General features: G+C 61.9%; 17 protein-coding genes and 1 pseudogene. 12 read left to right on the top strand and 6 right to left on the bottom strand.

Features of this window, described 5'->3' with window-relative positions; genetic code table 11:
• Position 1: 1 nt before the first annotated feature.
• The gene (gene tlpA / locus AC3WTO_RS14175) at positions 2-685 is read right to left on the bottom strand and encodes a thiol:disulfide interchange protein TlpA (protein ID WP_492461353.1); all 684 of its coding nucleotides are present in this window, start codon (positions 683-685) and stop codon (positions 2-4) included.
• 33 nt (positions 686-718) lie between these two features.
• On the opposite strand from tlpA, the gene argH reads away from it, so the two are divergent.
• The 8 genes and pseudogenes from argH to AC3WTO_RS14135 all read left to right on the top strand — a co-directional run bounded on the left by argH (position 719) and on the right by AC3WTO_RS14135 (position 7,775).
• Entirely contained in the window at positions 719-2,119 is a 1,401-nt protein-coding gene (gene argH / locus AC3WTO_RS14170; protein WP_492461352.1) for an argininosuccinate lyase, read from the top strand.
• A gap of 67 nt (positions 2,120-2,186) precedes the next feature.
• Positions 2,187-2,396, top strand: coding sequence for a hypothetical protein (locus tag AC3WTO_RS14165; protein ID WP_054313747.1), 210 nt, complete (start codon positions 2,187-2,189; stop codon positions 2,394-2,396).
• 19 nt (positions 2,397-2,415) lie between these two features.
• On the top strand, positions 2,416-3,684 hold the full coding sequence (gene lysA / locus AC3WTO_RS14160; RefSeq protein ID WP_492461351.1) for a diaminopimelate decarboxylase: 1,269 nt from the start codon (positions 2,416-2,418) through the stop codon (positions 3,682-3,684).
• Between the two features lie 238 nt (positions 3,685-3,922).
• Positions 3,923-4,828 (top strand): LysR family transcriptional regulator, encoded by a 906-nt coding sequence (locus tag AC3WTO_RS14155; RefSeq protein WP_492461350.1) that lies wholly within the window; start codon positions 3,923-3,925, stop codon positions 4,826-4,828.
• Positions 4,829-5,009: 181 nt separating this feature from the next.
• Positions 5,010-5,783, top strand: a complete 774-nt coding sequence (locus AC3WTO_RS14150) for an alpha/beta fold hydrolase (RefSeq protein WP_492461349.1) — start codon at positions 5,010-5,012, stop codon at positions 5,781-5,783.
• 33 nt (positions 5,784-5,816) lie between these two features.
• Positions 5,817-6,005: pseudogene (locus AC3WTO_RS14145) on the top strand (hypothetical protein); the annotation flags it as partial.
• 26 nt (positions 6,006-6,031) lie between these two features.
• The gene (locus tag AC3WTO_RS14140) at positions 6,032-6,478 is read left to right on the top strand and encodes a glutathione S-transferase family protein (protein ID WP_492461348.1); all 447 of its coding nucleotides are present in this window, start codon (positions 6,032-6,034) and stop codon (positions 6,476-6,478) included.
• A 145-nt stretch (positions 6,479-6,623) separates the two neighbouring features.
• Positions 6,624-7,775 (top strand): epoxide hydrolase family protein, encoded by a 1,152-nt coding sequence (locus AC3WTO_RS14135; RefSeq protein ID WP_492461347.1) that lies wholly within the window; start codon positions 6,624-6,626, stop codon positions 7,773-7,775.
• A 115-nt stretch (positions 7,776-7,890) separates the two neighbouring features.
• On the opposite strand, the gene AC3WTO_RS14130 is transcribed toward AC3WTO_RS14135, so the two are convergent.
• On the bottom strand, positions 7,891-8,193 hold the full coding sequence (locus AC3WTO_RS14130) for an ArsR/SmtB family transcription factor (protein ID WP_492461346.1): 303 nt from the start codon (positions 8,191-8,193) through the stop codon (positions 7,891-7,893).
• Positions 8,194-8,249: 56 nt separating this feature from the next.
• Here AC3WTO_RS14130 and AC3WTO_RS14125 point away from each other — a divergent pair, with 56 nt between their 5' ends.
• Both AC3WTO_RS14125 and AC3WTO_RS14120 read left to right on the top strand, forming a co-directional pair.
• A complete protein-coding gene (locus tag AC3WTO_RS14125) occupies positions 8,250-9,191 on the top strand; it encodes a threonine/serine dehydratase (protein ID WP_492461345.1) in 942 nt (313 codons plus the stop codon).
• Positions 9,192-9,346: 155 nt separating this feature from the next.
• Positions 9,347-10,429 carry an SIP domain-containing protein gene (locus AC3WTO_RS14120; RefSeq protein ID WP_492461344.1) on the top strand — a complete coding sequence of 361 codons (1,083 nt, stop codon included), beginning with the start codon at positions 9,347-9,349 and terminating at the stop codon, positions 10,427-10,429.
• Positions 10,430-10,485: 56 nt separating this feature from the next.
• On the opposite strand, the gene AC3WTO_RS14115 is transcribed toward AC3WTO_RS14120, so the two are convergent.
• Positions 10,486-11,700, bottom strand: a complete 1,215-nt coding sequence (locus AC3WTO_RS14115) for an MFS transporter (RefSeq protein ID WP_492461343.1) — start codon at positions 11,698-11,700, stop codon at positions 10,486-10,488.
• Positions 11,700-13,814: a TonB-dependent siderophore receptor gene (locus tag AC3WTO_RS14110; protein ID WP_492461342.1), complete on the bottom strand. Its 2,115-nt coding sequence runs from the start codon at positions 13,812-13,814 to the stop codon at positions 11,700-11,702. Before AC3WTO_RS14110 ends, AC3WTO_RS14115 begins: the two co-directional genes overlap by 1 nt.
• Positions 13,815-14,050: 236 nt before the next feature.
• Here AC3WTO_RS14110 and AC3WTO_RS14105 point away from each other — a divergent pair, with 236 nt between their 5' ends.
• Positions 14,051-16,633 (top strand): TIGR02302 family protein, encoded by a 2,583-nt coding sequence (locus AC3WTO_RS14105; protein ID WP_492461341.1) that lies wholly within the window; start codon positions 14,051-14,053, stop codon positions 16,631-16,633.
• 117 nt (positions 16,634-16,750) lie between these two features.
• Here AC3WTO_RS14105 and AC3WTO_RS14100 read toward each other — a convergent pair whose 3' ends face one another.
• Both AC3WTO_RS14100 and AC3WTO_RS14095 read right to left on the bottom strand, forming a co-directional pair.
• Positions 16,751-17,545, bottom strand: a complete 795-nt coding sequence (locus AC3WTO_RS14100; protein ID WP_492461340.1) for a lysophospholipid acyltransferase family protein — start codon at positions 17,543-17,545, stop codon at positions 16,751-16,753.
• A gap of 108 nt (positions 17,546-17,653) precedes the next feature.
• On the bottom strand, positions 17,654-18,559 hold the full coding sequence (locus AC3WTO_RS14095) for a LysR family transcriptional regulator (protein ID WP_492461339.1): 906 nt from the start codon (positions 18,557-18,559) through the stop codon (positions 17,654-17,656).
• A gap of 148 nt (positions 18,560-18,707) precedes the next feature.
• Between AC3WTO_RS14095 and AC3WTO_RS14090 the strand changes: the two genes are divergently transcribed.
• Positions 18,708-19,328, top strand: a complete 621-nt coding sequence (locus AC3WTO_RS14090) for a pyridoxamine 5'-phosphate oxidase family protein (protein ID WP_492461338.1) — start codon at positions 18,708-18,710, stop codon at positions 19,326-19,328.
• Positions 19,329-19,349 lie beyond the last annotated feature (21 nt).

The raw sequence follows: 19,349 nt of genomic DNA, 5'->3' as shown, positions 1-19,349 counted from the left end.
CTTATTTAGCCAGCGCTGTATCCATCAACCGCTTGGCATCGTCGCCGGCCCATTCGGCGGGACCGTTCATATGACCGATCAGACAGCCCTCGCCGTCGACCAGCAACGTCACCGGCAGACCGAGTGCCAGGCCACGCTTCTTCAGGTCGTTGAACACACCCATCGAAGCGTCGCGATAATGCGCCAGCGACTTCACGCCGATCTCGTCGAGGAAGGCCTTCGGCTTGGTGTCGTCGCCGGTGTCGACATTGATGGTCATCACCTCGAACCTGTCCGAGCCCTTCTCCTTCTGCAGCGCGTCGAGTGCCGGCATTTCTGCACGGCACGGCGCACACCAGGTTGCCCAGAGATTGACCAGGACCGTCTTGCCGGCGCGATCGGCCAGCGTCATCGGTTTACCGTCGGGGCCGTTGAAGGCGAGCGTCTTCAGGGACTGCGGCGGGTCGGCCGGCAACAACGCGGCAACCTGGCCTGTTGCTGCGGCCGCGACCTTCTTGGCGCGTTCGGCCTTGGCGGTGCAGACCGTGTCATCCTTGCCGGCCGACGCGGTTGCCACCGATCCCGGCTCATTGTTGCCAGACCGGCTCTCCCTGACATATACCGCGACCGCACCGGCGAGCACGCCGGCGACAATCGCGGCAAGGATCAACCGCGGGGCGGGAAAGAGTTTCTTGCCGTCTGCCATATCTAAAATGTCTCCGGGGAACGGGTTATAGCGATGAGCGACAAGAAGGCCAGCAACCAGATGTGGGGCGGACGATTTGCCTCGGGCCCGGCCGCGGTCATGGAAGCGATCAACGCCTCCATCTCATTCGACCGCAAACTCTACGCGCAGGACATCCGCGGTTCGCTCGCCCACAGCGAGATGCTGGCTGAAACAGGCATTATTTCGGCTGACGATCAACAGAAGATCGCTCACGGCCTGAACACGATTTTGAAAGAGATCGAGGCCGGAAAGTTCGAATTCTCGACCCGGCTGGAAGACATCCACATGAATGTCGAAGCTCGCCTGGCCGAGCTGATCGGGCCTGCCGCAGGGCGCCTGCACACGGCGCGCTCGCGCAACGACCAGGTGGGCGTCGACTTCCGGCTCTGGGTAAAGGATGAATTCCATCGCGTGGCCGAAGCTCTGAAGGGCCTGATCGCTGCCTTCCTCGTGCGGGCCGAGGAACATGCCGCCACGGTCATGCCGGGCTTCACACATCTGCAGACCGCGCAGCCGGTGACCTTCGGCCATCATTGCCTGGCCTATGTCGAAATGTTCGCCCGTGACCTGTCGCGCGTGCGCGACGCGATCCAGCGCATGGACGAAAGTCCGCTTGGCGCGGCCGCCCTTGCCGGCACAGGCTTCCCTATCGACCGTCATCAGACGGCCAGGGCGCTCGGCTTCCGCGAGCCGACCCGCAATTCGCTCGACAGCGTCTCTGACCGCGACTACGCGCTGGAATTCCTGTCCGTGGCGGCGATCTCGGCCACCCATCTGTCGCGCCTGGCGGAGGAGATCGTCATCTGGTCGACGCCGCAATTCGGCTTCGTGCGCCTGTCGGATTCCTTCTCCACCGGCTCCTCGATCATGCCGCAGAAGAAGAACCCCGATGCGGCCGAACTCGTGCGCGCCAAGACCGGTCGCGTCAACGGCCATCTCATCGGCTTGCTCACCGTCATGAAAGGCCTGCCGCTGACCTATTCCAAGGACATGCAGGAGGACAAGGAAGCCGTCTTCGACGCGGCCGAGACGCTCGACCTGATGATTGCCGCCATGACCGGCATGGTCGGCGACATGACCATCAACGTGACCGCGATGAAGAAAGCTGCCGGCTCCGGCTATGCAACGGCCACCGACCTCGCCGACTGGCTGGTGCGCACGCTCGGCCTGCCGTTCCGCGAAGCACATCACGTCACCGGCCGAGCAGTGGCGCTTGCCGAAGCCAACAAGGTCGGCCTGGAAAAACTGACGCTGGAAGAGCTGCGGTCGATCCACGACGGCATCACTCAGGACATCTTCTCGGTCCTGTCCGTGCAGAACTCGGTCAAGAGCCGGACCTCCTTCGGCGGCACCGCGCCATCAGAGGTGCGCAAACAGATCCGTTACTGGAAAAAGCGCCTCCCCAAGGCTTGATGCCGGATGCAATGCCTAAAAAACTCCGCTACAAGCGACTGCTTGAAACGCACGGACGGAAACAACGATGACGGCAGGCAGGATACTGGTGACGCTGACGGTTCTGGCGGCGGTGACGGCAGTGACGGCCTGCGGACGTCGCGCCGGTCTCGATACACCCTACGAAGCCGCCGTGCAGGCACGCAAGGACGCCGCCAAGGCCAAGCAACCCTTGCCGCCGGAGCCGACGAAACCGGAAACGGACAAGCCGTTCATTCTCGACAAGCTGATCCAGTAGCCTTCCGGACGAATTTCCTGTGAACCATTTCGAATATCGCGACGGCATCCTGCATGCCGAGGACGTAGCAATACCCGCGATCGCGGCGAGCGTCGGTACGCCGTTCTATTGCTATTCCACTGCCACGCTGACCCGCCATTTCCGGGTCTTCACAGAAGCCTTCGCCGAACTCGACGCGCTGGTCTGCTATTCGCCAAAGGCGAATTCCAACCAGGCGGTTCTGCGCACGCTGGCAAAACTCGGCGCCGGCGCCGACGTGGTTTCAGAAGGCGAACTGCGCCGGGCGCTCGCGGCCGGCATTCCGGCCGACAAAATAGTCTTTTCCGGCGTCGGCAAGACGGCGCGCGAAATGGACTTCGCGCTTGCGGCCGGCATTCACTGCTTCAACGTCGAATCCGAGCCGGAGCTCGAATTGCTGTCGGCGCGGGCGGTGGCGGCAGGAAAGACAGCGCCGGTGTCGCTGCGCGTCAATCCGGACGTCGACGCCAAGACGCACAAGAAGATCTCGACCGGCAAGGCCGAGAACAAGTTCGGCGTACCGTGGCAGCGGGCCCGTGAAGTCTACAGGCGCATGGCCGAACTGCCGGGTATCAAGGCGATCGGCATCGATACCCATATCGGCAGCCAGATCACCGAACTGCAGCCTTTCGACGATGCCTATCGGCTGCTCGCCGAGCTCGCCATGACGCTGCGCGCCGATGGCCATGCCATCGAACACATCGACCTCGGTGGCGGCCTGGGCATTCCATACAAGACGGACAACAACCCGCCGCCATTGCCGGATGCCTATGCAGGCATCGTGAAGAAGCATGTCGGCGGACTGGGCCTCAAGGTGATCTTCGAGCCCGGCCGCCTGATCGTCGGCAACGCCGGCATCCTGGTTGCCGAGGTGATCTATCTCAAGGAAGGCGAAGCCAAGAACTTCGTCATCATCGATGCGGCGATGAACGACCTGATCCGCCCGACGCTCTACGATGCCTATCACGACATTCGCCCGGTGCGATTGGGCCCGGCCGACGGGCCACGTATCCGCGCCGATGTGGTCGGCCCCGTCTGCGAGACCGGCGACTATCTGGGTCACGATCGCGACCTGCCAAAGCCGACGAGCGGTGACCTCATCGCCATCGGCACAGCCGGCGCCTATGGCGCGACCCAGTCCAGCACCTACAACACCCGCCTGCTGGTGCCCGAAGTGCTGGTCGACGGCGATCGTTTCGCCGTCGTGCGGCCGCGTCGGACCTATGAAGAACTGATCGGCCTGGATACGATCCCGGATTGGCTGGCCTGAACGGCCTGAGGATCGGGACTGTCCAGACCAACTGGACGACCTCTATCCTGCCACAGGTGATCCATGCCCAGCTCTGCCTGAGCCTTTTCCACGCCGGGAGCTCGGGCTATCTCCATGAAGCCGTAGGGCACCAGATCTTCTCCCCACAGCAGCTTCGCGGGCTTTGATTAGCGTTCCGACCACGTGCGCACTATGTGTTGTGGCGAGAAATGACTATTCCAATCATTGAGAGAATCGGATGGATCGCTTTGAGGCCATGTCGATGCTGCTGGAAGTTGTCGAACATGGCAGCTTCTCTGCTGCCGGGCGAGCGATGCGGGTATCGCTGCCAACGTTGAGCCGGCGGATTTCCGAACTGGAAGACCTGCTTGGCGCCCGCCTGCTCACGCGCACGACCCGCAAGGTCATGCTTACTGATGCTGGCGCCGTCTATGTCGCCGCGGCGCGGGAGATTCTCGATAGGGTGAGACAAGCGGAGCGTGAAGCAGCAGGTGAGTTCATTGAGCCAATCGGCGAATTGGTCGTAACGGCTCCCACGATGTTCGGACGCCTTCATGTCTTGCCGATCATCAGCGAGTTTCTGGAACATTACTCCGGAATTCATGTACGACTGGTGCTGATCGACACCAATCTCGCGCTGGTCGAAGAGAACGTTGATGTGGCAATCCGGATTGGCCAGCTTCAAGATAGCGCCATGACCGCCAGTCGTGTGGGATCGATTCGAACTGTCCTGTGTGGCAGTCCCCGCTTGTTTGTCGACAGGGATGAGCCGCGCACACTGAATGATTTGGCGCACTTTCCCTCAATTACCTTGAACATGCCTATTCCGTACGCGCAGTGGCACTTTGGTGTTCCTGGCTCGGTGGATGCACGCATTCCGCCACTCTCGTCTCGTCTGGCGACAACAACGCCGGAAGCAGCGGCAGCGGCAGCTGTCCAGGGGGTCGGGCTGACTCAACTCCTGCATTACCACGTCGCTGATGCTGTAAGAGCCGGAACGCTGCGGATCGTTTTGGAAGACATGGAACCGGCCCCATCTCCGGTCCATCTGCTCCATACATCAAAGGCGCCGTTGCCGCTCAAACTCCGCCGGTTCCTGGACTTTGCAGCACCGCGGCTTCGCAACGGCATTGCGGCTTTGTGATAGCCTCAAGGACAACGCGAACCGCCGAGCGAGCGCGATCATTCCAATTCGTGAAATAATGTGTTGTCGACTTGCGTAGTTCCGCGCACCTGGCGTGGCGGCTAGACAAACCTTCGGCAGGCAATGGCGTGGTGAGTGCTCTGTAGCCTCGCAACCCCGCCTGTATCGCGAAGGAAGCAGAATGGTGGCTACGAAAGAGTTTTCACAAGACGACATGACGTCCGTGCAGAGAGACGTCGACAAGCCCACGCCCCGCACAACCATCGTTCTGGTGCACGGGGCGTTTGTGGATGGTTCAGGCTGGCGAGCAATTCACGATCGACTGACCCGCGAAGGTTATCGCGTCGTCATCGTGCAGAATGCCATTCGATCGCTTGAAGATGATGTCGCCAACACGCGGCGCGCGATCGATGCAGCACCAGGTGACGTTATCCTTGTGGGTCACTCCTACGGTGGTGTCGTCATCTCAGAGGCGGGCAACGACCCAAAGGTCGTTGGCCTGGTGTATGTCGCAGCCTTTATCGCCGACGTGGGAGAGTCAGTCCAGACATTGACAGCCAATCATGTGCCAGGCGGGTCGAAACCACCCTTCCTGACGACCGGCGATGGCTACGTTCTGTTTGACACCACCAAATTCCCTGAAGTTTTCGGCCAGGACCTTCCTCCAGCAACGAGCCACTTCATGGCAGCAGCGCTCAAGCCCTGGGCCATAGCGTCGATGACGGGCAAGGTCACGGCTGCCGCCTGGCGTAAGAAGCCTAGCTGGTATGTGGTCGCCACAGACGACAGGCTCGTCCATCCCAGTCTTCAGCGCCGGATGGCAGAGTTAGCCGGCGCACGCGTGCTCGAAGTCTCCGGGAGTCATGCGATCTACATGACTCAACCCGAAACCGTCACCACGGCAATTGTGCATGCAGCAAGAACCTCGGCGGATCACAGGGCGAACCAAGCCTAGCGTGGCGGATCCGCGCCGAACAACGATTGCCGCATGCGATGCAAGCAAGGACGACCCTACATGTTGACGCTTTACTACTTCCCACACGCCTGCTCGATGGCTTCCCACGTCGCACTGGAGGAGGCAGGAGCTGACTTCGAATTGAAGAAGGTAAACATCCTGACGGGCGAACAGTTCAAGCCCGAGTACCGGGAGATCAACCCACGCGCAAAGGTGCCGGCACTTCGCTTCGACCATGTGAGGTTCTGTTGGAATCCACCGCCATTCTCGGCTGGATCGGGAGTGCTTTTCCTGATCAAGCACTGCTCGGCAGAGATCCGCTTGAACGAGCGCAGACAATTGCGACCTGCGCCTGGCTCTCCGGCGCCGTCCATCCCACGTTTACAAAGTTCTACCATCCCGAACAGGTGGTTTCGGACCCAAGCCTGTTTGCGGCCGTAAAGGCGAAAAGCAAGGAGAACTATTGGAACCACCTTCAGGAAATGGATCGCATCATGGAAGGTCGTACGTGGATGATGGGCGATCATTTCACCGTCGCTGACCCGTACGCGCTGGTGTTCTTCTCCTGGGGACGCGATCTCGGGCTGCCGATCAGAGACCTGGCCAATCTCATGGGCCTGAAAGATCGTTTGATTGAACGGCCCGCAGCTCGTCGCGTGCTTGAGAAGGAGAAAAGCGTGCTGCTGTCCTTGTGAGCAGCTCCGGTCCAGTGAAATTGGCATTTCGCAGCAGCGGCGACTAAGTCATCTTGGTATCGCCGAATATGCAATAATGGCCGCGCATTCATAAGCCGGCTTATCAGATGCAAGTACCACGGCACATTATTGAAGGAATTGCTGCATGAAGCCCTTCCGGATCAGTATCGCCGATGAACAGATCGATGACCTAAAAAAACGCGTGCGCCAAGCGCGCTGGCCTGGCTCGATATTTCAGAGCGGAAACGAGGATGGGGTGAGCCTCGCACTCGTTCAAAAGCTCGCAACACGTTGGTCGGACGCGTTTGATTGGCGCGCAAGGGAAGCGCAACTAAACGATCTGCCCCAATTCACAGTCGACATCGATGGGCAAGACATCCATTTCATTCACAAAAAGGGCGCGGGACCGAATGCACGGCCCCTTATATTGACGCACGGCTGGCCGGGCTCCTTCGTAGAGTTCGAAAGAGTGATACCACTGTTGACGGACCCGGGCTCACACGGAGGTGACCCGTGCAATGCATTTGACGTTGTGGTGCCATCGCTTCCCGGCTTCGGCTTCTCAGCAGCGCCAAGGCAAACTGGATTTAGTGCCCGACGGGTTGCCGGGCTTTGGCACAAGCTGATGCTCCAACTTGGCTATGAGCTATATTTTGCGCAGGGTGGCGACATCGGTGCGGGAGTATCAGCCTGGCTTGGTGCTCTCTATCCGGGCTCCGTCGAAGGGATTCACCTGAATTACATTCCCGGAAGTTTTCGACCGCCATTGGGGGCGGATTATCCCGCCATCACAAGTGAGGAACAGCAGTTCCTGGATCGGGCCACAACCTTCGCAAGCGTGGAGGGTGGCTATTCGCTGCTGCAGGCGACCAAGCCACAGACGCTTTCGTTCGCCTTGTCCGATAGCCCCGTCGGCCTGCTGGGCTGGATAGCCGAAAAATTTGCGAGCTGGTCCGACTGTGACGGCGATCTTGAGACGGTGATATCTGCAGATGCGTTGCTGACGAATGTATCGATCTACTGGTTTGGAAACACCGTCGACTCGTCCCTTAGAATGTACAAGGAAAATCGGCTGCAGCCTTTTTCGTTTCCGGGCGTTTCAAACGTAAGCGTGCCGATGTCGTTCGCACATTTCCCGAAAGAGCTGCCGACTCCACCGCGTTCATGGGTCGAGCGTGTATTCAATGTGCGTCGATGGACAGATATGCCGAAGGGCGGGCATTTCGCCGCGCTTGAACAACCCGAACTCCTGGCCCGCGATATTCAAGATTCATTCCCTCGAAAGCCGACCACATGACCGTGTGCCGCTGATTCGACTGAGAACTGGCCCGGAGGAGATGCGGATAAAAACCGGGGCTGGTTTATGTCGTTGGTCCGGGTTTCGCCATCGTTCGCCGCCGCGCCAGCCAACCTCACAGACTCTCCAGCACCATGGCCTTGACTGCGCCGATCCTGCCTTCGTCACGCTGGTAGAAGATCCATTGCTTGATGCGCTTGGAGCGCACCAGCCCCGCCTGGGAGAGCACACGCATATGCTCGCTGAGCGTGGCCGGCGTGATGCCGAGCTTGTCGGCGATCAGCAGCGCACAGACGCCATCCTCAACCAGATCGCCGTCCACCTGCGGCGGGAAATGGGCCACAGGATCCTTGAGCCAGTCGAGGATCTGCAGCCGGCGCGGGTTGGCGATTGCCTTGAAAACTTCAGCCTCTTGCATTTAGGCATTTTGCCAAGTTACTAATTGATGTCAACAGCAGAATGTCGGAGCCCTCCATGCCAGCCGAAACGCAGATAACGCCCGAACGCATCAGCCAGACCGAGGCGCTGATCAGGCCGCATATCCGACACACGCCGGTGTTGTCGGTCGACATGGTCGATTTCGGCCGCAGCGGCTTTCCGCTGCAGTTAAAACTCGAATGCCTGCAGCATTCCGGCTCCTTCAAGGCGCGCGGCGCCTTTTCCAACCTGTTGCAACGCGACATTCCAAAGGCCGGCGTAGTTGCGGCCTCGGGCGGCAATCATGGTGCGGCCGTTGCCTATGCCGCCATGCGCCTCGGCATTCCCGCAACCATCTTCGTGCCGAGCGTGTCGCCGAAGGCAAAGACCGATCGCATTCGCAGTTACGGCGCCGAGCTGGTGATCGCCGGCGACCGCTATGCCGACGCACTTGCCGCCAGCGAGGCGCATGTTGCCAAGACCGGTGCGCTGCCCGTGCATGCTTTCGAGCAGGTCGAGACGCTGCTCGGCCAAGGCACGCTTGGCCTCGAAATCGAACAGGACCTGCCGGACATCGACACGCTGCTGGTCGCGGTCGGCGGCGGTGGACTGATCGGCGGTGTCGCCGCCTGGCTTGCCGGCCGTGTCCGCATCGTCGCGATCGAGCCGGAGGGGTCTCCGACCCTGCACAATGCCTTTGCCGCGGGCGAACCTGTCGATGCCCCGACCGAAGGCGTGGCGGCGGACTCGCTTGCGCCGAAGCGGGTCGGCTCGCTGATGTTCCCGATCGCGCAGAGCCACATCGAACGCTCGATCCTGGTCAGCGACGACGACATCGTGGCGGCGCAGAAGGCGCTGTGGGGTGCGGTGCGGGTCGCTGCTGAACCAGGTGGGGCAGCGGCCTTTGGCGCCATGCTCTCCGGCAAGTACCAGCCGGCCCCTGGCGAGCGGGTTGCGGTGCTCGTCTGTGGCGCCAACACGACCGCGGTACAACTCTAGCTGTATCAGCTGTCGACGCCGGCCGACATCATAAACATGATTTAAAATATCAAGTTTACTGGAAACCCGTCCTCGACTGTGGCATTGGGACAGATGCCGGACTGAAGCGCATCGCTGCAGCCCGGCATACATGCTGCATTCGAATGGACGGACCCATGAGCCAACTGACCGCAGAAACCCTCGTCGAGGACGACAACATCCGCACGGCGATGGAGAAATTCCACGCCGAGCATGAGGAGTATGCAGTCGACACCGGTGTCGAGCATCAATGGGAATTCCAGACTCACTATGGCTCGTTGAGCGCCGTTCTGGCGGATCGCAGCGTGTCGATCCGCGTCTCCGCCGAGGACGAGACCTGCCTCTCCTATATGAAGATGGTCGTAGCCGGTCATATTGCCGAGTATCTCGGCAGCACGCGCGGCCTGCGCTGGAACGGCGACGGCGCTGAAGCCGGCACGCCGGTGTTCTTCCGCGAAATCACCGTGCAGTCCTCCACCCGCATATCGACGCACATGCAGCGGGTGCGCTTCACCGGCGACAACCTCGCGCGCTTCGCCAGCGGCGGATTGCACATGCGCCTGCTTCTGCCGCCCAAGGGCCGCAAGCCGGTGTGGCCGACGCTGGGCGCCGACGGCTTGATGGTCTGGCCGTCGGGAGACGATGCGCTGACCGTGCGGGTCTACACGATCCGCGCCATCGACCCTGTTGCCGGCTGGTTCGACGTCGACTTTGTCCTGCATGAGGGCGAGAACACGCCTGCGGCGACCTTCGCCGCCAATGCCCGGCTCGGCGAGGTCATCGGACTGATCGGCCCTGGCGGCGGAGACGCATCGGACCAGCGCAACCTTCTCCTCTTCGGCGACGATACGGCACTCCCGGCCATCGGGCGCATGCTGGACAGCCTTGCCGCGGAAAGCCGCGCTGACGTCTTCATCGAAGTCGACAGCCCCGCCGACATCCTGCCGCTGGCCGAAGGCGACAACATCAAGATCAACTGGCTTTACCGGCACGGCCGCGAGCCCGGCACCACCAACCTGCTCTCAAAGGCACTCGGCAACATCGACCAGGCGTCCCTGGGCGAAGACGTCTTTGTCTGGGCTGGCTGCGAGTTCGGCGATTTTCGCGAACTGCGCCGGATCGTGCGCAAGGAGTGGGGCCTGAAGAAAGATCGCCAGCTGGTTGTCGCCTACTGGCGCCGCGGGACGTCAGGCGAGGAAGGCGTGCGAAGCGAGGACTGAGGCGTTGCCGCTTTCGCGGAAACGCCTACTTTTTGCTGGAATCGCTCCGCCTCGCTTCAACGCCGGTCGGAAACCAGCGAAATCGCCGGAATGGCAGCCAGCGCGATGACGCCCGCTGCGGCAAAGAAGATGCCGTAGCCAAAATGCTGCGCGGCATAGCCGGCAATCACGCCGCCGGCCATGCCGACCAGCGCATCCATGCACTGGAACAGCGTGAAATCGACGCCAGCCTGTTTCGGATCCGACCACCGCATGAACTGCGCATAGAGCGCCACGAAACCAAGCGCCATGACCCCCGATGAAGCGAGGACAGCCACGACGATCAACGCCGGCTGCGGGATGCCGCCGATGAGCGCGTAGCAGGCAAAGAAGAACAGGCCGGCCGCCTGCAGCACCAGTGCCAGCACGAGCACGTTGCGCATGCCCCAGGACTTCACCAGAGCACCGCCGAGAAGTGCCGCCGCGACACCGACAAACATCGAGCCGATGCCATTGATCAACCCCACGGCGGTCAGGTCGAGCCCTGCGTCGATCAGGAACGGTCCCAGCATGCCGAGAGCCACCTTCTGGGCGATCACATAGATCGCCGCCGCCGCGAGGCCGCGCCGGATTTCCGGGCGCTTGAGCGCCGTAAGCAGCGACGGGACATGTCCGCGCGCTTCCTCCGGCAGGATCGGCATCGGCGCGAACAGGAACGGCAGGCCGAGCAACAGCAGCAGCGCCGCCATCACCCAGATGCCGATCTGCCAGCCGGACACATCGACGAGCATCAAAAACAACCCGCCGCCAAGCGCCGACCCCAGATAGGCGCCGCCGACCTGCGCGGCGTTACCCCAGCCATGATACTCCTTGGCGAGGCTCTGCACTGCATAGCCGTCGCAGGCGATATCGACCGTGGAAGCCGCGAAGGCGACGATCGTCAGCAAGGCAAGCGCCGCCAGGACAGCGGCAGGGCCGATCGCGCCGACTGAGAACAGGCCGGCCGCGGACGTTAGGCCCCCGGCGAACACGATTGTGGCGGTGCGATTGCGACCGTTCGCCGGCAGACGAAAACGCTCCACTGCCGGCGACCACAGGAATTTCAATGCCCAGGGCAGCACGATCAGCGATACCAGACCAATACGGTCGAGCGGCACGCCTTCGCTGCGCATGATGGCTGGAAGACCGATCCAGGTGACACCGCCGATGACGCTCTGGGCGACATAGAGCCCGCCAACCGCCATCAGCACGGCGAAAGGTGACGCCGCTTTCCTTGAGACGTGACCGTGCATCAGAACCGGTACCTCAGGCTGCCGAACACGGAACGGCCCTCGTCGCGATAGCAGTTGCCGGCCTGGCAGACGGTGCCCTGCTTGTTGAACAGGTTCTTGGCGTTCACCTGCAGCGTCAGGCCCTGCATGTCGGGATTGCGATGGCCGAAGTCATAGGACAATGCGGCGTCGACATAGGTTCGTGCGGCATTCCTGAAACTGTTGGTGTCGTCACCGTAGCTCTCGCTGGAGTAACGGACACCTGCGCCGAGACCGAGCCCGGCCAAGGCATCGGCCTCGAACTTGTAGTGGCCCCAGAGCGCCAGCACGTCGTTCGGCGTGGCCGACAGTTCCTTGCCGATCGTGCCGGCAGCGCCCTTTTCGATCTTCATGCGCAGATGCGTGTAGGACGCAATCAGGCCGAAACCGTTGTCGAAGGACGCATTCGCCTCCAGCTCGATGCCGCGTGAATTGAGATCCAGCTGCCGCTGGCGCTGATTGCCCTGGTCGTCGAAGGTGCCGTCATAAACCAGGCCGTCCTTCTGGCTGATGTCGAAATAGGCGGCGCTGAGCACGGCATTGGTATCGGGGATCTCGTATTTGACGCCGACCTCCATCTGCTCTGCGGTGGTCGCACGCGCCACGCGGCGGATGTTGCTCACAGGGTCATAGACGTAACCGATGTTGGGCGAGAAAGAGGTCGAGTAGTTCGCGTAGGGAATGATCCCCCAGTCCGTGCGGTAGGACAGACCGAGCCGCCAGGAGAAGTCGCGGTCGCGCTGCTTGCTCTTGTTGTATTCGGCATCGGTCGAGGCGGTGTCGACCCAGTCATAGCGGCCCGATGCAAACAGCGTGAAATTGTTCCACTCCATCTGGTCGTGCAGATAGGCGCCGGTCTGGTTGAGCTCCTGGCCACGCGTGAAGGGAACCGGTTGCGCGGCGATGTCCGCAGCCGAAACATAAGAGATCGCACTGTGGGAGCCATATTGCGCCCAGCTGTAGTCGAGACCCGCAACTGCGGTGTGTTTGACTGGCCCCGTGTCGAACGTGAACTGCGCCATGTTGTCGACGACGAAGTTCTTCATGTCCTCACGATAGTGACCCCAGTAGCGCTTCAGCGGCTGGTTCGGCGCCGGCGCATAGTGGAGGCTGTACTCCATGTCGGTGTCGACGGCGTTGTAGCGAAGGTTCTGCCGCACCGTCAGCAGGTCGTTGAACCGGTGTTCGAATTCGTAGCCGATGCGCCCCTGATTCTGCCTGAAGTCATTCCAGGCCGGATCGCCTTCATAGAGATCGGAACGCACGCCATAGGACGGATTGTAGAAGGAAGCCGTTCCCCCGGTCACCGAGCGCGACAGTTCGCCAAGGATGGTGAGTTTGGTGTCCTCGTCCGGCTTGAAGGTGAAGGCCGGCGCGAAATAGGCCTTGTCGTCGGGATAGCCCGGCAGTTCCGTCTCGCTTTTGCGGGCAAGGCCGGTGAAGCGGTAGAGCAGGCTTTTGTCTTCATTCGCCGGACCGGTGATGTCGAATGCGCCCTGGTAGCGGTTGTATTCGCCGCCGAGCACTTCGATCTCGCGGAAGTTCTCGTCCTTGGGGCGTTTGGTGATGACGTTGACGATGCCACCCGGGCCGCTGACGCCGTAGAGTGACGAGGCAGGCCCCTTCAGGATGGTGACACCCTCGATGCCGTAGGGCTCGGTTTTGAGCCAGGCCGACGGGCCGTTATATTGGCGCAGCCCATCGCGGAACATGCCGTTGTAGTAGGCTTGGAAGCCACGCAGAAAAAAGGCGTCGTAGCGGCTGTCGGAGCCATAGGCATTGGGGTTGGCGCTGGCGGTGTAATTGAGCGCTTCGTTCAATGAACGCGGTTTCTGGTCCTCGATCTGGTCCTGCGTGATGACGGTGATCGCTTGCGGGATCTGCACGATCGGCGTGTCGACCTTGGTGCCGTCGCGATCCTGTTTGGCGACATAGCCATTCTGTTTCAGCGTGTCGCCGCTCTCAGATTCGAGAGTGATTTTTTCGAGCACGGTGGCGTTGCCGTCCTGGGCTTTTGCAACCGACATCGGCAGCAGCCCGAGCGCGCTTCCGAGCGCCAGAATCTCAAGCCGGCGAACCAGTGACTGCGACCCCATGCTTATCTCCATTTTTCGAGTGCAGCCTCGCCTCACAAATATGACTATTTGAGTCAAGTATGATTGGCGAATTTTGCGATCGCAGTTTCATCGTGTTGCGATAAGGCCACGACCGATGGCGGAGGCGACGACAACGTGAACGGGCTTTTCGTGATGCCGCCTCGCCTTTGCCGTGTTTGCTGCTATGATTTTGAATCGTGAGGCCGCGCCATTCCGGCCGGCTTTCCGGAGAGCCGATGACAGAGCGACCCACATCCGGCACCGATCGTAGCCTGGCGGCGCGGCTGGCCACCAGCAGGCTGGCGACGCGCGTCGTCATCATGGTGGAACGAGCCTGGCCGCTGCTGCTGCCGTTTCTGCTTGTTGTCGCGCTGTTTTTTTCGGCGGCCTGGTTCGGGGTCTTCACGCGCCTGCCCGACGCGATCCGTTTCGGCATTGTCGCCCTGTTCGGGATCGCAGCGCTGGCCGCACTTTATCCGTTGCGTTTTTTCAAGTCGCCGACGGCATCCGAGATCGACACCCGTATCGAGGCAGCCAACGCCCTGCTGCACAATCCACTGCGCGCGCAGACCGACCGGCCAGGCGGCGAGGCCGGTGATTTCGCGCAGGCGCTGTGGCGTGAGCATCAGAAACGCATGGCCGCCCGGCTCGGTTCGCTGGGCACCGACCTTCCTTCAACTGGCGTGGCTCGCCTCGATCCATGGGCTGTCCGCGCGGTCGTGGCTCTGCTGCTGGTGGTCGCGTTGGCCTTCTCTTATGGTCCGCAAGGCGGTCGCATCGGTGACGCCTTCATTGCAGCCGGGACGCGCGATGCCATTCCGCCGCGCATAGACGCCTGGGTGACACCACCCGGCTACACCGGTAAGCCACCGATATTCCTGAGCACCGACGCCACACGCAAGGACGGCGTCTTCACGGTGCCGCAAGGCAGCGATGTAACGGTGCGCATCACCGGCGGCACGAACACCGAAACGGTCGTTTACGCCGAGGCGAGCGGCAACAGCCGCGAAATCAAACCCGACGCGCCACCCAAGACGGAAGGCGCTGCCGCGGGTAATTCGACGCCCGCGAACGCGGCGCATCAGTTCAATGGCAAGCTCATCACGGATGGCGCACTTGTCCTGAAATCCGGCAATGACGAACTGGGGCGCTGGGCATTTGCCGTGACACCGGACACCGCGCCGCAGATCCGCTTCGCCGGCGAGCCGCGACGCGCCGCGAACGGCACTGCCGAGATCAACTACCAGATCGACGACGATTATGGTCCGGCGAAGGCGTTTGCGGAATTCAAGCTGGCCGAACAGCAGGCGCCTGACGCCCGCCCGCTCTATGGTCCGCCCGAGATGCCGCTGGCGCTGCCGCGGCGCGGCGCCAAGAACAATGGCGCACGCACCACCAAGGATCTGACCGACCATGTCTGGGCCGGCGCCAGTGTGAAGGTAACGCTGGAAGCAGAAGATGGCGCCGGCCAGACCGCTCGCAGCGAAACCAAGACCTGGACCTTGCCGGAGCGGCCCTTCGCCAATCCGCTGGCACGGGCCGTCATCGAACAGCGTCGGTTGCTGGCACTCGACGCCAATGCCAAAGCGCGCGTGCTCGACCTGATGGACGCAATCACGCTCCGCCCCGAGGATACGTTCGATTCGATGTCGAACTACCTGGGTCTGATGAGCGCCCGCAGCCGCCTGAAGCTCGCCGACAGCGACGATCAGTTGCGCGGCGTCGTCGCCTATCTGTGGGACCTGGCGCTCGGCATCGAAAATGGCAGCCTGTCCAACGCCGAGAAGCGGCTGCGCCAGGCGCAGCAAGCCTTGCAGGACGCACTGCAGAACGGTGCCAGCGACGAAGAAATCGACAAGCTCATGAAAGAGCTGCGCCAGGCGATGGCCGATTTCACGCGCGAGCTGGCGCAGCGCAATCCGCAGGGCAAGGAGCAGCCGCTGCCCGACGACGCACGCGTTCTCAGTGAAAACGACCTCAAACGCATGATGGACCAGATCGAGGATCTGGCGAAGTCCGGCGATCGCGACAAGGCGCAGCAACTGCTGTCCGAACTGCAGGACATGATGAACAATCTGCGCACGGCCCGCCGCCAGAACCAGGGCCAGCAGAACAGCGAAATGCGCCAGCAGATGGACAAGCTCGGCGAGATCATGCGTCGCCAGCAGGAGATGATGAACGAGACCTACCGCACCGACCGCCAGCAGCGGCGGCAGAACGGCGAGGAAGGATCCGACCAGGACATGCCCGGCCAGCAGGGCCAGCAGCGCCCCGACAGCAATGAAGGCCAGCAGAACGGTGCCGGTGGCGACAAGCCGATGACGCCGGAAGAATTCGCCGATGCGCTGAAGCAGTTGCAGGAAGGCCAAGGCAAGCTCAAGAATGATCTCGAGAAGCTGAAAAAAGGCCTGGAGGGCATGGGCCTGGAGCCGAACGAGGGCTTCGGCGAGGCCGGTCGATCCATGGGCGACGCGGAACAGTCTCTCGGCGGCGGTCAAAGCGGCTCGGCGGTCGAACAGCAAGGCAAGGCCCTGGAAGCGCTGCGGCGCGGCGCCAAGGACATGATGCAACAGTTGCAGGCGAAGCAGGGTGACGACGGCGACGCACAAGGGACGCGTTCCCGCGGCGCCAGCCGGGACCCGCTCAACAGGCCATTTGGGGAGCAGGGTGCTCCTCCAGACAGCACGAACGAGAACATCGACAAGGTCGATACTCAGCGGGCCCGCGAAATCCTGGAAGCCATCCGCAAGCGCCTCGGCAACGCCTTGAGCCCGGAAATCGAGCGCGGCTATCTCGAGCGCCTGCTCAACCTCAAGTAAGCGCCCCCCCAAGAGCATGATCCCGAAAAGTGGGAACCGTTTTCGGATCATGCTCCGACAAAGCGATAGAGTGAATGCCGGTTAAATCCCATTCCGCTCTTGGCAGAATGCCGGGTTTCAGCCCTTGGCGGTGACACCCAGTTCAGCCAACCGCTTGACGGCGGTCGGCGGCAGTTGCGGCGGGTTGTCCGACTTTGCTGCTTCGATCAGGAATTCGTCGCAGGCCGCTTCCGTCTCGCCGATCAGCCGGCGCATGAACTCTTCCCGGTCGAGGCCCGGCGGAATCGGTGGCAGGAAACGCGCCTTGATGGTGCCGGGAAAGCGCAGGAACTTGCGGCGCGGCCAGTAGAGGCCGGCGACATGGGCTACCGGAACGACCGGCACGCCGAGTTGCGAGTAGAGTTCGACGATGCCGTATTTGTAGGCCGGCTCATCGCCCGGCGCGCGGCGGGTGCCTTCGGGATAGATGATGAGCTGGCGGGGATTGCGCGCCAGCTCCGCCTTGGTGGCGGCGATCACCGCCTTCAGCGCCTTCGAGCGGCTGCCGCGATCGACCGGAATCATGCGCATTTTCATGATGTACCAGCCGAAGAAGGGTATCCAGGTCAGCTCCCGCTTGAGGATGTAGAGCGGGTCCTTGAGATACGGAAAGAAGGCGATGGTATCCCAGAAGGACTGGTGCTTCGGCGCCAGGATGAAAGAGCCCTCGGGCAGGTTTTCCGTGCCGGTGATCTCGCTGTCGGTGCCACCGATAACCTTGTGGAGCCACATGCTGGTGCGTGACCAGAACTTCGGCACGAACCAGGCACGATCACGCGGCGACAGGAAGTAATAGGGCGTCCACAGGATCATCTGGACGATGAGGCTGAGGTAGAACACAAAATTGAACGCCAGGGAGCGGATGTAGAGCATTCGGAAAGCCTGATGAGAAAGCGCGTGTTCGTTACACCATGAACAGGCAAAAAGGAATGACAGCACGCTTTGGCGAAAAACAGCTGGCGTTGCCAGGGTTGCCGTTGCTTAAATGCCAAGCCCGGCCAGACGGGCCTTCAGCCTCGGTGCGGCGAAATCCAGGAAAGCGCGCAGCTTGAGTGGCAGCAGGCCGCGTCCGGCGTGGACGAGACTGACCGGCCAGGGCTCGGGTTCGAAATCCTCCAGGACCAGCCTCAACGCGCCGGAGCGCACGGCATCCGCGACCTGATAGGACAGTACCCTGGCGATGCCGACGCCGGCGGTCGCCGCATCGATGGCGGCCTCTGCCGTGTTGATCGTCAACCTTGATCGCACCGGCACGGCGACCTCCCGTTGCCCTTCGGAAAATGTCCAGGCTGCCGGCAGCGCCAAGCGCTCCACGGTCACGCAATCATGGGCGCTGAGATCCTGGAGCGTCCTGGGTTCGCCATGGGCCTGGAGATAGGCCGGGCTGGCGCAGGCCACACGCCGGATCGCGCCAACCCTCACGGCGATCATGCTGGAATCCGACAGGCGTCCGATGCGCACGGCAAGGTCGATATGTTCCTCGACAAGGCGACGCAACGTGTCGGACTGCGTCAGCCTGACATCCACCTCCGGATAAGCAGCCAGGAAATCCACCACCACCGGCAGCACGTGAAGACGACCGAAGACGATGGGCGCGGTCACCACCAGTTCGCCCCGTGCCTGGCTGTATTCTCCGGCCGCCGCCTGCTCGGCCTCTTCGATCTCCTCGAGGATGCGACGGCAGGCAGAGAGATAGGAGCGTCCCGCATCCGTGAGTTCGAGCCGGCGGGTGGAGCGATTGAGCAGCCGTGTCCGAAGGTGCTTTTCGAGATCGGACAGCCTGCGGCTGACCGTCGCCAGGGGCATGCCAAGGCTGCGGCCGGCCGCCGAGAGACTGCCGGCCTCGGCCACGGCCACGAACAACGCCATCGAATCCAGTCGATCCATGATTCTCCCGAAATACGGAACAATGCCTTCCAATAACACCATCTACTTCTGAAAAGCGAAAGACACCACCTTGGGAAGACTGGCCGCCGGCAGCCCCGCGCGGTTGACGCCGCTTGGCTTCGGCAGGAGCAAAAACAAGGAGAGCGCGATGACCGGCTCGAACACATATGCAAGCGATGTCGCGTTCACCCCGACCGTGAAGGCGATCCAGGCGCGCAAGGGATCGCGGCAGGCCTATGCCCGCTCGGAAGAACGCGGCTGGAACCAGGACATCACGCCCGATCTCGCTGCCTTCATAGCGGCACAGACCAGCATCTTCTTCGCGACCGCCAATGCCGAGGGCCAGCCTTACATCCAGCATCGCGGCGGGCCGGCGGGCTTCCTGCATGTGCTCGACCATCGCACCATCGGATTCGCCGACTTCTCGGGCAACCGGCAATTCATTTCCCAAGGCAACCTCGCCGACAACGGCAAGGCGTTCCTGTTCCTCATCGACTACATGATGCGGCAGCGCATCAAGATCTGGGGAGAAGCGCGTGTCGTCGAAAATGATCCCGAGCTTCTTACCCGGCTGATGCCGTCCGACTACAAGGCTCGCCCCGAGCAGGTCATCCTGTTCACCGTGTCGACCTGGGATGCGAATTGCCCCCAGCACATCCCGCAGCGTTTCGATGCAGCCGATGTGGCGGCTATCCTGGGCGAGCGCGACAAACGCATCGCTGCCCTGGAAGCGGAAATCAGCAGATTGCGCGCTGCTCCGAACCCATGATCTTTCGGCGACCTGCGCTTG

The sequence above is a fragment of the Mesorhizobium sp. EU05-FHT14A09 genome, from assembly GCF_058790995.1.
This window is presented reverse-complemented; position numbering and strand designations above follow the sequence as displayed.